This window comes from Dolichospermum sp. DET69 (assembly GCA_017355425.1).
In the GTDB taxonomy this organism is placed as follows: Bacteria; Cyanobacteriota; Cyanobacteriia; order Cyanobacteriales; family Nostocaceae; genus Dolichospermum.
Genome location: CP070233.1, coordinates 3,624,396 through 3,638,736 on the forward strand (window position 1 = coordinate 3,624,396; position 14,341 = coordinate 3,638,736).

13 protein-coding genes and 1 pseudogene are annotated in these 14,341 nt (G+C 39.7%); 9 read left to right on the forward strand and 5 right to left on the reverse strand.

Translation table 11 applies throughout. The features are described 5' to 3' along the window. Window positions 1-263 precede the first annotated feature (263 nt). The 9 genes and pseudogenes from EZY12_16495 (at window position 264) to EZY12_16535 (ending at window position 9,045) form a co-directional block, all read left to right on the forward strand. Window positions 264-560, forward strand: a complete 297-nt coding sequence (locus EZY12_16495; GenBank protein QSX66410.1) for a hypothetical protein — start codon at window positions 264-266, stop codon at window positions 558-560. A 385-nt stretch (window positions 561-945) separates the two neighbouring features. After that, window positions 946-2,233: pseudogene (locus EZY12_16500) on the forward strand (ammonium transporter). A 197-nt stretch (window positions 2,234-2,430) separates the two neighbouring features. Further along, window positions 2,431-3,243: a G-D-S-L family lipolytic protein gene (locus EZY12_16505; protein QSX66411.1), complete on the forward strand. Its 813-nt coding sequence runs from the start codon at window positions 2,431-2,433 to the stop codon at window positions 3,241-3,243. A 74-nt stretch (window positions 3,244-3,317) separates the two neighbouring features. Then, window positions 3,318-4,526, forward strand: a complete 1,209-nt coding sequence (locus tag EZY12_16510; protein ID QSX66412.1) for a 4-hydroxy-3-methylbut-2-enyl diphosphate reductase — start codon at window positions 3,318-3,320, stop codon at window positions 4,524-4,526. 891 nt (window positions 4,527-5,417) lie between these two features. Next, complete coding sequence (locus EZY12_16515; GenBank protein QSX66413.1) at window positions 5,418-5,804, forward strand: hypothetical protein; 387 nt, start codon at window positions 5,418-5,420, stop codon at window positions 5,802-5,804. A 317-nt stretch (window positions 5,805-6,121) separates the two neighbouring features. Continuing rightward, entirely contained in the window at window positions 6,122-7,045 is a 924-nt protein-coding gene (locus tag EZY12_16520; GenBank protein QSX66414.1) for a PDGLE domain-containing protein, read from the forward strand. Then, window positions 7,038-7,697: an energy-coupling factor transporter transmembrane protein EcfT gene (locus EZY12_16525; GenBank protein ID QSX66415.1), complete on the forward strand. Its 660-nt coding sequence runs from the start codon at window positions 7,038-7,040 to the stop codon at window positions 7,695-7,697. The genes EZY12_16520 and EZY12_16525 overlap by 8 nt, the downstream gene beginning before the upstream one ends. A gap of 10 nt (window positions 7,698-7,707) precedes the next feature. Continuing rightward, window positions 7,708-8,472, forward strand: a complete 765-nt coding sequence (locus tag EZY12_16530; protein ID QSX66416.1) for an ABC transporter ATP-binding protein — start codon at window positions 7,708-7,710, stop codon at window positions 8,470-8,472. A 78-nt stretch (window positions 8,473-8,550) separates the two neighbouring features. Further along, the gene (locus EZY12_16535; protein ID QSX66417.1) at window positions 8,551-9,045 is read left to right on the forward strand and encodes a hypothetical protein; all 495 of its coding nucleotides are present in this window, start codon (window positions 8,551-8,553) and stop codon (window positions 9,043-9,045) included. A gap of 132 nt (window positions 9,046-9,177) precedes the next feature. On the opposite strand, the gene EZY12_16540 is transcribed toward EZY12_16535, so the two are convergent. The 5 genes from EZY12_16540 to EZY12_16560 form a co-directional block, all read right to left on the reverse strand. Further along, window positions 9,178-9,516: a transcriptional regulator gene (locus tag EZY12_16540; GenBank protein QSX66418.1), complete on the reverse strand. Its 339-nt coding sequence runs from the start codon at window positions 9,514-9,516 to the stop codon at window positions 9,178-9,180. Continuing rightward, complete coding sequence (locus EZY12_16545) at window positions 9,485-9,832, reverse strand: type II toxin-antitoxin system RelE/ParE family toxin (protein ID QSX66419.1); 348 nt, start codon at window positions 9,830-9,832, stop codon at window positions 9,485-9,487. Before EZY12_16545 ends, EZY12_16540 begins: the two co-directional genes overlap by 32 nt. 108 nt (window positions 9,833-9,940) lie before the next feature. Further along, window positions 9,941-11,386, reverse strand: a complete 1,446-nt coding sequence (locus tag EZY12_16550; GenBank protein QSX66420.1) for an ATP-dependent DNA helicase RecQ — start codon at window positions 11,384-11,386, stop codon at window positions 9,941-9,943. A 102-nt stretch (window positions 11,387-11,488) separates the two neighbouring features. After that, the gene (locus EZY12_16555; GenBank protein QSX66421.1) at window positions 11,489-12,433 is read right to left on the reverse strand and encodes an isoaspartyl peptidase/L-asparaginase; all 945 of its coding nucleotides are present in this window, start codon (window positions 12,431-12,433) and stop codon (window positions 11,489-11,491) included. Between the two features lie 52 nt (window positions 12,434-12,485). Further along, window positions 12,486-12,647: a DUF2256 domain-containing protein gene (locus EZY12_16560; GenBank protein QSX66422.1), complete on the reverse strand. Its 162-nt coding sequence runs from the start codon at window positions 12,645-12,647 to the stop codon at window positions 12,486-12,488. Window positions 12,648-14,341 lie beyond the last annotated feature (1,694 nt).

A 14,341-nucleotide genomic window follows, 5' to 3' on the forward strand; every position in this document is an offset into this window, starting at 1 on the left:
GAGGAAATTCAAATTAGAGAAAGTTCTAGTAAGAGAACTCCACAAAAAAGATTATCCAATTTTGTGGGATGGGCATCTTGCCCGTCCTTGTATTATTAGGGGACCAGATGCCCGCACCACAAGAAATTTTGGGATATTTTTTTAATTGGAAGTCTCTAAATAAGAATTTGGGGATCTAGGGGAGATCAGATAATTCGTGATAGGACTGCATTCTCTCAACTAAAATGAGTGAAAAGATGACTTAATATGGAGGAGATAAAATCATGAGAGTTTGGCTTGTATGCTTTTTTGTTCTGTTTGCTTTAGCCGAGTTTTTTAAGTGGTTACGAGGTTTTTCTGTCCCGTTACCGATATATATTTTAGGTGGGGCGTTGTTAGCAGTTGCCTCTAATTATGATAAAATCTTTGGTTACTATGTCAGCAATATCCATATAGTTAATTCTGTGGAAATCCCCCAGGAAATACCTAATTTGGAATCAGCAGCAAATTCAACTCCAATCTCTGTATTAATTTCTAGCTCTGTATCCGAATCCAATGTTCAAGAATCTGCCAGAGATTGAATTACTGAGTGGTTAGATTCGTAGAATCAGGGAATAGAGAATAGGGGATACAGAGAGTTTTATTTTTTGGCAAAATATATAATTAGGGCTGTATCAGTGCAAGATGCTGATATTGCATGACAAAAAATGCCTTTGTAAATATAACTCACACGAAATATAAGATTTTTGTTAAGCTTGCTGGAACATTAGAAGTTAAGTAGCTTTTAAGACAGAAAAAAGTAGCAAATACTACGAATTGTATTTAATTGAGATAAATATCGTAGACCCAGAGGAAAGAAAATCAATGTTCAAAAAATTGATCATCGTTGGATGTTTAACCCTCTTTCTATTGGTAAGTTTATTAACAGGAAATGCTTTAGCCGAGACTCCAGCAGCCGTGTCTGATCTGAATACGGGAGATACAGCATTTATGCTAATTTCATCAGCCCTAGTAATGCTGATGACACCGGGATTAGCATTCTTTTATGGTGGGTTTGTGCGATCGCATAACATCCTTAACACATTAATGATGAGTTTTGTGTTAATGGCCATTGTCGGAGTCACCTGGGTTCTTTGGGGTTATAGCCTTTCCTTTGCCCCTGGTTTGCCTTTTATTGGTGGTTTGCAGTGGTTGGGGTTAAATTGGTGTCGGCTTGGAAACTACAGGTTATCTGAAGGGTTCAGCCCCGGCAGAGGTGGTTTCCTATGCGGGGACAATTCCCCATCAAGCATTCATGATCTATCAAGCCATGTTTGCAATTATTACCCCAGCCTTAATTTCGGGAGCGATCGCGGAACGGATGAGTTTCCGGGCATATTGCCTGTTTGTCGTGCTGTGGTCAACCTTTATCTACACACCCTTAGCTCACATGGTTTGGGCAAAAGGCGGATTTTTAGGTTTATATGGCGGTATAGGAGCCTTAGACTTTGCGGGTGGTACAGTAGTGCATATTAGTTCCGGCGTTTCGGCATTGGTAGCCGCAATGGTCCTAGGTCCGAGAAAAAACTATCCAGATCGTCTGAGTCCTCCCCACAACGTCCCCTTTATTTTATTAGGTGCGGGTTTACTGTGGTTTGGGTGGTTCGGTTTTAACGCTGGTAGTGCCTTATCCGCAGGCACAGTAGCTACAGTAGCTTTTGTTACTACCAATACATCAGCCGCCGCCGGAGCATTAATGTGGTTGATTTTAGAAGCGACATTAAGGGGAAAACCCACCGCTGTAGGGGCAGCCACGGGTGCAGTAGCTGGTTTAGTTGGTATCACCCCAGCCGCCGGATTTGTCACACCTGTTGCGGCAATTTTAATTGGTTTCATTACCTCCGTCGTTTGTTTCTTTGCTGTGAGTTACAAGCACAAATTACAGATTGATGATGCCTTAGATACCTATCCCGTCCATGGCGTAGGTGGGACTATAGGCGCAATTTTAACAGCTATCTTTGCCACAACTGAAGTTAATGCCGGTGGTAAAGATGGGGTATTGCGTGGTAACTTTGGAGAATTATTTGTGGAACTGGGAGCGATCGCCCTAGCCTATATAATTGCGGCTGTTGGGACTTGGATCATTCTCAAAATAATTGCGGCTACAGTTGGTTTACGAGTCCCAGATCAAACCGAAGATCAAGGCTTGGATATCAACGAACACGGAGAAGAAGGTTATAACTCCGAGTTTGCAGATCGGATTTCTAATAAGTAGAAAAGGTAATGGGTAATGGGTAATGGGTAATGGGTAATGGGTAATGGGTAATGGGTAAGAGCTAAAAACTTTTACCTATTACCAATCACTAGATCTACAATTAAGTTCAATATTGGTAATGTTTTCTAGTCGTGTCTAATCGTGTAAAAACTTTTCCTGTCTGGGGACTCTTCGCACTGTTAACTAATATAATCCTCATGTTAGCGGTGATCGTATTGATTTGGCGACAGCAAAAACTAACCCCTGTGTTAGCAACTACAGCTATCCCCGATTCCCCAGAACCAGTTAACCTCAATTGGAAAAATCAATATGTAGCACCAGAGTTAGGCCCCCGTCATAAACTCAGTTATCCCCAATGGTTGGATATCCTCAAGCAAGAAGCTAAAATAACTGCTAGGAAAAATCCCCAGCGATTAACCATACTCGCGGGAGATTCTCTAAGTTTATGGTTTCCACCAGAGTTATTACCTGAGGATAGAAGTTGGCTAAATCAGGGTATATCTGGGGAAGTTAGTAATGGATTATTGCAAAGATTAGATTTCTTTGATCGCACCCAACCAGAGGTGATTTTCGTCATGGTGGGTATTAACGATTTGATTCGCGGGCTAGATGATCAGGAAATTTTAGCTAATTATCGGCAAATTATCAGTTATTTGCGAAAAAAACACCCCCAATCAGAAATCGTCATTCAGTCAATTTTGCCTCATGGTGCGGAGGGGGTAACTTGGGAAGGAAAAGAAAAACTCCTAGCAATTCCCAATCCTCGGATTCGCAATTTAAATCAGGAATTGAATAATCTTGCTACTGAAAAAGCTGTGAGATATCTGGATTTACATCCTTTATTCACCGATAAACAAGGTAATCTTCGGACAGATTTTACTACCGACGGTTTACATCTGAGTCCCCCAGGTTATCTAGTTTGGCGGACTGCCTTAAGGATGTATACTAACCAACAAGTAACACGCCAAGTACCTCAATTAGAAAAGATAAATTCAAAAAATAGGATATAAATCCAAATTTTCCATCTAAATCGTCTCCAAACGCGAGAAAATCAAAAATAGTAATTACCAGTGGTCTATTTCAAATGGATACAAAAGCTTTTAAACGCAGCCTCCAACATTCAGCTAATTACAATCGTAAGGGCTTTGGTCATCAAGCGGAAGTTGCTACCCAGTTACAATCTGAGTTTCAGAGTAACTTAATTCAGGAAATCCGCGATCGCAACTACACTCTCAAACGGGGTAATGTCACCATTCAATTAGCACAAGCATTTGGCTTTTGTTGGGGTGTAGAACGGGCTGTAGCCATGGCCTATGAAACTCGTCAGCATTTCCCCACAGAACATATTTGGATTACTAACGAAATTATTCACAATCCCTCTGTGAATAAACGAATGCAAGAAATGCAGGTAGAATTTATTCCCGTCATTGACAAAAATAAAGACTTTTCTGTTGTTGGTAGCGGTGACGTGGTAATTTTACCAGCCTTTGGTGCAAGTGTTCAAGAAATGCAAATCTTGAATGATAAAGGTTGCCAAATTGTGGATACTACCTGTCCTTGGGTATCTAAGGTTTGGAACACAGTAGAAAAGCACAAAAAAGGCGATTACACCTCAATTATTCACGGAAAATACAAGCATGAAGAAACCGTTGCTACTAGTTCTTTTGCTGGGAAATATTTGATTGTTTTGAATTTAAAAGAAACAGAATATGTGATTAACTATATTCTTAATGGTGGCAATCGGGAAGAATTTTTAGCCAAATTTTCTAAAGCCTGTTCTGCGGGATTTGATCCTGATCAAGATTTAGAACGGGTAGGGATTGCTAACCAAACAACCATGCTCAAAGATGAAACCGAAAAAATCGGGAAAATGCTAGAGCGGACAATGATGCAGAAATATGGACCAACAGAGTTAAATCAGCATTTTCAAAATTTCAATACTATCTGTGATGCCACTCAAGAACGTCAAGATGCTATGTTGGAATTAGTGGAAGAAAATGTAGATTTAATGATAGTCATTGGTGGGTTTAATTCATCAAATACTACTCAATTACAACAAATTGCTTTTGATAGAAATATTCCTTCCTATCACATTGATTGTGTGGAACGGATTCAATCAATTAATAACATTGAACATCGGCAATTAACAGGAGAATTGGCCATTGCAGAAAACTGGCTACCAGCGGGAGAAATTAAAGTTGGTGTGACTTCTGGCGCTTCGACACCGGATAAGGTAGTTGAAGATATAATTGAGAAAATTTTTGCCCTCAAGTCAACAGCAACTTTAGTTTAAATCGTAGTTTCTTGACTTACCTCTCTTGACATTACTAATAATTTTTCTAAGAGGATGTTTATAAAGTTTAAATTAATACTAATACAGCGCGGCATAAATGAAGCAACCATTTAAAATTTCTGAAAAGCTCATGCTGTAGAGGATGAATGAACAAGTCCCTCATGGTGTATTAAATGTTGTTTTACCCCTCCCTAACTCTCCCCTTTCTAAGGGGCTACGGTGTACACACAAGTCTTCTAGAGTTGCCCCACAACGTTTAGATCCCCCCAACCCCCCTTTCTAAGGGGCTACGGTGTACACACAAGTCTTCTAGAGTTGCCCCACAACGTTTAGATCCCCCCAACCCCCCTTAAAAAGGGGGGCTAAATTCTTCAAAGTCCCCCTTTTTAAGGGGGATTTAGGGGGATCGGATCACGTTCAGCATCCTGTCTAGAGATGTGTGTACACCGTAGCCTTAAAAAGGGGGGCTAAATTCTTCAAAGTCCCCCTTTTTAAGGGGGATTTAGGGGGATCGGATAACGTTCAGCATCCTGTCTAGAGATGTGTGTACACCGTAGCCTTAAAAAGGGGGGCTAAATTCTTCAAAGTCCCCCTTTTTAAGGGGGATTTAGGGGGATCGGATAACGTTTAGCATCCTGTCTAGAGATGTGTGTACACCGTAGCCTTAAAAAGGGGGACTAAAACCTCTCAAAGTCCTCCTTTTTAAGGAGGATTTAGGAGGATCTCCCAGGATTTTGAGTTTATACCCAAGATGTGTGTACACCGTAACTAAGGGGGTAAATAATCATACCTGATATCACTTTATGGCTACGCCATGCTTCGCTATCAAACATCCTTTTCTGAAAAACGATATAATCGCAATTTATCACTTAATTTAAGGAATCTACAACAATGACGGATAGTACATCTTTTGATAAACTCCAACCTGCAAGTCAACAACAATCTATCGTCTATTTACCATATATTCCGGGTGGTAAACGAAATTTGTTACCCTATGCCATCACCCTTTATAAAAAATGTCAGTTAGAGGGACACCGCAAAATTGAGGGTAGTGATAATATTTCCTTCGTTGCTTCCTGGAATGATGCCACCTTACCCTCAGATTTAACCATTTGCCAGATGCAGTTTGATTCTAAATCTGAACTAACTTATGAAGTCAAGATGCCAAGTTTTGAATTTATTAGTTTTTTAATTGAACTAATGGAAAACTATAAGCGCAATAAAATCGCCGATTTTTCTAAAGCTTTTTACCGGAAACTCTTACGCTTAGATGATTGAAGCAAAAGCGGAATTTAGAATTTAGAATAAATACAACATAAGCTTTTTGTCAGATTCGGAATGGTTCATTAACTTACGCCGGACTGTAATATAAACATGAGAATATATCATAAAGATTTATAAATTTTAATGATTTAAAAAAACAATATATGATTTGATGTATTTTAAATTACAAAAACATCCTAAATAAAATTCCCAAACATCTACCAATAGGGTATTGTCAGAAGAGATAAATTTTAGTTTGCTATTAATTTTGTTAGTCGTTATATTACTTACGATTAGTCTGCAAAAAACACATTCAAAAAATACACAGCCTCATGCACATACCCGATGGATTTATTTCAGTTCCAGTAGCAGCAGCCACCAGTTTAGCCAGCGCAGCCGCTTTATTCGTGGCTTTTGAGCGATCGCAAACAGCTTTTGGGATTCGTCGCGCCCCCATTCTCGGCTTAACCACCGCCTTTATTTTCGCCGCCCAAATGATTAATTTTCCCGTAGCGGGAGGAACTAGCGGCCACTTATTAGGAGGGGCTTTAGCCGCGATTATTTTGGGTAGTCCTTGGGCGGGAATGTTATGTATCGCCACAGTTTTAATTATTCAAGCCGTCCTCTTTGCTGATGGTGGAATCACTGCCTTGGGTGCAAATATTTTAAACATGGGAGTAATCGGCGTGTGGGTTGCGTGGGGATTAACCCAAACCTTACAACGACTATTTGGTGGTTCTCAAGGGCGTTTACCCCTAGCAGCAGGCATAGCAGCCGGAGTCAGTGTAGTTGTTGCCGCCATAGCTTGTGCCATTGAATTAGCCCTTTCGGGAACAGCACCAGCCAACATAGTTTTACCCACCATGGCAGGAGTCCATATTTTGATTGGTGTTGGGGAAGGGGCAATTACTGGGGGTGTATTAACCTACCTAACCACAGCCCGTCCCGATTTATTACCAGGTGAAGAACACAAAGTTAGAGGCTGGTTAGTTCCCGTTGTCAGTATTTTCCTAATTTCGGGTGTGTTGTCTCTTTTTGCTTCCGCTTGGCCAGATGGCTTAGAAAAAGTGGCGGAAAACTTGGGATTTATTGATTTAGGGGCAAAAGTGCGCGTCATTGTCCCCACACCTTTAGCTGATTACAGTATTCAGGGTTTAGGTAAAATTGGGACTAGTATTGCCGGTTTAGTCGGTGCTACATCGTGTTTTGCTGTAGCTTTTGGAATTGCCAAAGTTATTAAACCGAAGAATGCTTAAAATTTCCTTGCCATTACGCTTGCAATTATCCCTAATTATTGTAATTGGGGCGGCTTTTCTCAAACATTATGCTTGGTCTAATTTGCTTGTATATGGGGCGATCGCTCTTTTGTGGGTTTGCATATTACAAGTACCCATTCGCAAATTAGGCGGATTATTGGGGACAGAATTAATTTTTCTATCCTTGGTGGCTTTACCCTTGGGATGGGAGCGTGCTAGTTTTTTGCTGGTGCGATCGCTAATTTGTTTAATTACGATGAATAGTTTTTTATTAACCCTACCCCCTCATAGTTTCGGCATTGCTCTCAAAAGCTTACCAGTACCCGCACCATTAAAGGAAAACTTGATTTTAGCTGGGCAATATTTAGAAATATTACTCTCAGAAGTAACTCGAATGCAGCGCAGCGCCCAATTAAGAGGTTTAAATGGTACAGGAGGATGGCTACGCTATGCCAGTGCTTCTATGATTGGGGCTTTATTTCTCCGCACATTAGACAGAGCCGAAAGAGTTTATGGGGCAATGGTAACTCGTGGATATAACGGACAATTACCCATAGATTCCCCCCTCAAACCGAAAGAACGTTTTATCCTGTTAGTAGCTGGGGTGACAGCGACTTGTTTAACCCTAAGTTCTTATTTTATTGTTATTTGAGTGGTGAATCTTGACATCATTAACTTCTGATCCCCAAATGTCCATCTCTCAACCACATACTGCTGTCGTTGAAGTCCAAAATCTGGTGTATGCCTATGAACGCCAGCAACCCGTATTCCAAGAAATTTCTTTTAGCTTACAAACAGGCGATCGCGTGGCCTTAATGGGTGCTACAGGTTCAGGTAAAAGTACCTTACTAGAAAACCTCATTGGCTTAAAACATCCCCAAAGTGGCAAAATCTGGATTAACGGTATAGAGATATTACCAAACACCTTGCCGCAAATTAGGCGACAAATTGGTTTTAGTTTTCAAGATGCTAATGACCAATTATTTATGCCGACAATCCTGGAAGATGTCACCTTCGGACCCCTTAACTATGGTGTGTCACCCATCGCGGCTAAAGATAAAGCTCATCAATTATTAGCCGACTTTGGACTCGAAGCCTACGCCCATCGTTCTGCCCATGAACTTTCTGGAGGACAAAGACGTTTAGCCGCCTTAGCCGCAATTTTAGCCCTAGATCCGGCAATTCTCATCTTAGACGAACCCACCAACGGACTTGACCCAGCATGGCGAAGACATTTAGCCCAAGTATTATTAAAATTACCTGTCCAAGTGATGCTAATAGCTTCCCATGATCTCCATTGGCTAGGAAGAGTTACCCAACGGGCTTTAGTCCTCTCTACTGGTAAAATTCAAATAGACAGCGACATCCAAACACTGTTGCAAGATGGCAAAACCTTAGATACATTAGGGTTGCCAGTAGATTGGTAAACTGCTCAACACAGAAATTCGTAATTGCGAATTAATGATTATCTGGCTTAATATTTAGGGGATTTTAATGCTTTTGGGATGTTAATGTTATTTTCCCGTTATTCAGTTATTGCTCCTGTTAGCCTGAGCATTGCATTGTTAATTACTAGTTGCAGCGAGACTAAAACCACCCAATGTCAGCGATTAGTTACAGTTGTCAATCAAGGTACATCATTGATTGATATAAAAAAAGGTCAGCAGGTATCAACCAGCTTGCAATTATCCAAAGACTTAAAAAATGTCACTAAGTCTATTCAGCAATTAAATTTAAAAGACCCCAAACTGGAAGAATTTGAAGCCAAATTTATCAAAATCTTTGATCATCTGAGTGAAGCCATAGCCAAAGCTTCTCAAGCACTTGGGGAAACTAAAAAAGCAGAGGCATCATCAGATGGTAGAGCAAAAATTGAAAAAGCCAGAAAAGAAATTGATTCTGCACTGACAACCGCAGCTAAAACTGCTGGAAAAGAATCAGATGCTTTAGGAGTGCAATTAAATAAATATTGTAGCCAAGAAGAATCAACGAAGAATTAAAAATTGAGAATTAAAAATTAAAAATTGTTAGAGTTAGATTCTTTACTCTTCTTTTTTTAATTTTTTCATATCTCTGAATTCTATCATCAATTAATGATTTTTTGATGAGATGAAAAAAGAAGTCGGGGATTTCTATTGTTGGGGTATTTCTTCTTTAGGTACTAAAGCAATACGATAACCTAAAGCATCTAAAAATTCAATTAAAGTATAAATTTCATTTCCTGCATTTTCTGATAACAATTTATCAAGTTCTTGATAGCTTTCTTTGGCTATTTCCGAAAGATTATTACCCAATATTCTGGCATCAATAATATCTTTTAAACCAGCACGCAATACTTCTGGTTCGCGTCCTTCTTCATCTAATGCTAAAAAAGCTGCTAAATAAGCTTTAGCGTGTTCTTCATTTTGAAGAGAGGAAATAAGATAATCTTGGTAACTGCTACTTGGTGATATTTTTACTTCTGTTGTCATAATCTCTCCAATATTCTTTAGCTGTCAATATATCTTGTTCTTGGGTGCTTTTATCTCCACCACAAAGCAAAAGTATTATTTTTGACCCGATTTGTCCAAAATAGATCCTGTATCCTGGTCCATAGTCAATTTTTATTTCACAGACTCCTTCCCCAACTGTGCGGTAGTTTCCTAAATTACCTAACTTCACTCGTTTGATTCTCTTTTCTATTTTAATAATAGCTTGCAGATCTTTGAGATCATCAAGCCATTCTGCAAATGGGGTTTTTCTATTTGATGTAATGTAATTTTGTATTTCTCTTGGTTGTGCTTCCACTTTAAGTTTATTAATGCTGCATAAGTTAGTTTACTAGAAATCTTCCTGATCTACTGCGCCATATTGGTTGTATCGTTTTATGAAAAACACTATAATTTACCCAAATAATTACTTGCCGCAATTATCACAATGTCCACAACGCCAATTAGCAGTAGGTGTTTCAAACCCAAAGGCATTTAATAAAAACTGCCAACGACACTTTTTAGTAGTGAGATATTCACTCATTTGTTTAGCAGATTGTAATTGCGTTTCTGGTGGATTTCCTGACTTTGAAGAAATAGCATAATGGAAAGGATCAAGCCATTCTAGTTGTCCATTACTATGGAGAAGAGAAAGTGCCACAGCAGCAATGGGAAATTCTTTAATTACAGCATTTACTTCCCCCTGGGGTGGTAATTTTGTGGCTAATTGTTGGGCTTTTTGCTGTTGTCCTCTCATTTGTTCTGCAAAGAAATGCTGTCTTTGCTTATCCTCAGAATCTAATAACCCCGTTGGTTCACTTACCAAAGTTAGCACATCAGCAGGTTTACCATCTCTTCCTGCTCGTCCTATTTCTTGCACATATTCAGATAATAAATGTGGTGCATGAAAATGGATAACCCAGCGGACATCTGGTTTATTTATTCCCAGTCCAAAAGCACAAGTACATACCACAAACTGGACTTTTCCACTCAACCAATTAGCTTCAATATTCCGACGTTCTTCTGGACTCAATCCAGCATGATAACTATTAGTTTGATGTCCTATTTCTGTCAACCACTGAGCTAAATTTTCACTATCTCTTCGAGTCCGTACATAAATTAAACCAACTTGATTTGGTCGTTCTTGAATAAACTTTAATAATTGTTGTTTTCTCCCTTTAGGAGTCCAAGCAATGCGGACAAGAGGATTTAAATTTTCCCGGTAGGGATTAATCCGAAAAATCTCAGGTTTGTGTAATTTTAAAACTGTAGAAATAATCTTTTGGGCTAAAGGATCAGCCGTTGCCGTAAAAGCTGCTATACTAATTTTTGTTCCTGGTGGTTTTGATTTTAGTAACGCTTCACGCACAGCCCCCAATCGCCGATAAGCTGGACGAAAACTATCACCCCACTGCACTAAACAATGGGCTTCATCCAGAATCAAACCATTAATTTGTAGTTGGGGATCACATAACCTTTTCCACACTGCTGGACTTAGTAAAGTTTCTGGTGATAAATATAATAATCTTAATTGCTGTTTTTCCAAAGCTTGCAAAGTTGCTTGGCGTTGAAATGGAGTTAATTCACTGTGTAAAAGTGCAGCTTTTTGTGATAGTTGACGTAATTCCTCAACTTGGTTTTCCATTAGTGCCACCAAAGGAGAAACTATTAAAGTCAATCCTGTTTGTAGTAGGGCAGGAAGTTGAAAACAAATTGACTTCCCCCCACCTGTGGGCATAATAATTAGGGCATCTTCTTGTGATATTAAACAGTTAACAATTTCTTTTTGAGGAGGACGAAAATCGTCATATCCCCAAATTGCTTTTAATGCTGCGCGAACATCGTGCCAAGATTGTGTTACTGGGAGATTCATTTTTTTACCACAAAAGCACAAAAAAGAATAAATGGGAAAATAAGGAAAATATTTATCTTTACTCTTCCCACTGACAACTGACAACTGACAACTGACAACTGACTACTGACCAATCAATTCTTGATCATTCCATTCCAAAGTATCACCAATGTTTTCGCCATTATGGTAAGCAGCCAGTAATACTTCGCAGGTTTTACCATAGGATATCGCACCAGTGGCATCAAGAGCGATCGCTCCAAAATCCCGATTATTTCTCTTAGCTTCCGTAAATGATCGCTGCATAGCCTCCTGTAGTGACATTCCATCAGTAACGCGCACCACAACCTTAGCGGCTAAACACTCATCAATAATATCTTCCCCAATGCCCGTACAACTAACTGCTGCATGACTAGTTGCATAATTACCCGCTGGCATCGCCGAATCACTGACTCGCCCAATGCGTTCAAAGCCTTTACCCCCGGTGGAAGTACCTGCCGCTAATTTACCATAGCTATCTAAAGCCACGACACCAATAGTTCCCCTGCCCGCACTTTCTGCCATTTCTGGTTCTGCTACTACCCCAGCCATTGTTCTTTTAAAGTTCCCCTGGCGTTCTAGGGTCCACTCTTGCAAGCGCAAATCTGTTAAACCATTGTAACTAGGAAGCTGCAACTCCCGCGCCAACTCAGCCGCACCATAATCAGACAAAACCCGATCATCGGAATCTTGTAAAAACAGCGCCATTTCAATGGGGTTTTTCACCCGTGACACATTAATTACACCACTAAAGCGCCCAGTTGTGCCATCCATCATGGAAGCACTCATGCGGATTTGTCCATCTGATTGAAGCACAGAACCAGTACCGGCATTAAAGCGTGGTTCATCTTCGAGCATTTGACAACCCCGAACTATAGCTTCAGCGGCAGTTGCACCCGTAAGCAAGAGAGCATAAACTTCTTCAACAATCTGAGAAAGAGAATTGCGGACTGCGATTAATCCCCCCTTACCTTGGAGAGAACTACCAGCCCCTCCATGAATAATTAATTTAGGTTGCATTTGTAAAATCATTTATTTTCTTCGTAGGGGCGCAGGGCCTGCGCCCATATATTTATTGGTTGGTCTAACTCTCATTTTTAGCCTGAGAACGACGACGACGGCAACGTTCTGAACAATATTTCACCTCATCCCAACAATCTTGCCATTTTTTTCGCCAACTAAATGGACGTTGACAGACTACACAGATTTTTTCAGGTAAATCAGATTTAGAACGAACACGCTCCATAATAATCAAGGTAATTGGTAATTGGTAATTGGTGATAAAATCCCTGTTTTCATCCTTTAATCATAGATATTATCTCGACTATGGCTACGCCACGCAGGCTATCGCTCGATAACCACCTGATTCTGACAGTATACCTGTAGCTTGCGTAGCGATAGCCATACTAGCAACTTACATTATTAGTCCTGTAGCTTTTTTTATCTTGTATAAACTATTTATATGTTATATTCTGAAATAGTTCTAGTCTAAGCCTATTCTGGGAACTAAAGCTTTTTTGCGGTCTGTACTTCAACAAGCTCAGTCACAATAAACTACAGGTTTCAGCCTCGATAGTGTTTAAGTCTTAAAATCTGACAATTTTACTGTTTTTTAACTTAAAAGGCGAAAAAAATGACTCAAAATCAGAATTACATCAATAATCTTCTGAATACAGCCATTCCTTCCGTTTATGATACTTTATTTGAATATGCTCGTTCTCACAATTTCTGGACAATATTAGGGACAGCTTTCGGGTCTAGTTACAATCGCTTAAAAGCAGAGTCTATTCTTGCTCAGTGGCAATCAAAAAAATTCAGTGCTTTACCAAATATTGAAGTCGTTAGTGGTACAGTGCTAGGGACTGCAAGAGCAGGCTATGCTGCAACTCAGAATAAGATTTATCTGTCTGATAGTTTTCTCAATACTGCCACTGTAAATCAAATTCAGGCTATTCTTTTAGAAGAAATTGGGCATTATTTAGACGCTCAAATCAACCTCACAGACACCAGAGGAGATGAAGGTGAATATTTCTCTGCTTTAGTGCGTGGTGTACCTGTAAGTGCTACGGAAATAAATCGTATCCAAAATGAAAATGATCATCGGACTATTACCCTAAATGGCCAAAATATTGCCATTGAAGAAGCGGGGATTACCGTCTATGAGACAGTTAAGTTAGCTATTTTGGGAAGTGTTTCTTTGGGAAGTGCTTCTGTTAAATCTTCCGGTAGTAATTACGTTTGGGTAGCTCGCAAGGGAGCAAATTCTGTTCTTAACCTCTACAACGGCACAACAACATTACCAATTGCCAATAGTGCCTATGATATTGATACACCCGGCAATTACAATATTTCCAATGGCAATTACAATATTTCTGGTAATACAGTTGTTTATACCAAAAAAGATGGTAGTGACACAGAGATTTATCGTTACAGTGGTGGCACAACAACCAAACTGACCAATAACACAATTAACGACTACGCACCTCAGATTGCTGGTAATACTGTCCTCTGGTATGCTAATGATGGCACGGATGTGGAAATATTCCGCAATAACGGCACAACCACAACTCAACTTACCAATAACGACACAGACGAAAGGGGTTTAAAACTATCAGGTAGTAATGCTGTCTGGGTTGGTTGGGATGGTAATGACTACGAAATTTATCTGAACAACGGAACTACTACAACCCAACTCACAAACAACACCACCGACGATTATAGTCCTGTTATTTCTGATAATGATAATAAGGTGGCTTGGTTTAACTGGAATGGTACGGCAGAAAACTTGTTTTACTACAATGGCACAACTACTACCCAAATTACCAATAACATTGAGGTTTATAATCCACTAGTTTCTGGAGATAAGGTTGTCTACTCTAAATATGATGGCACAAATTATTCTCTTCAGCTTTACAATGGTACTACTAACACCACAACCCA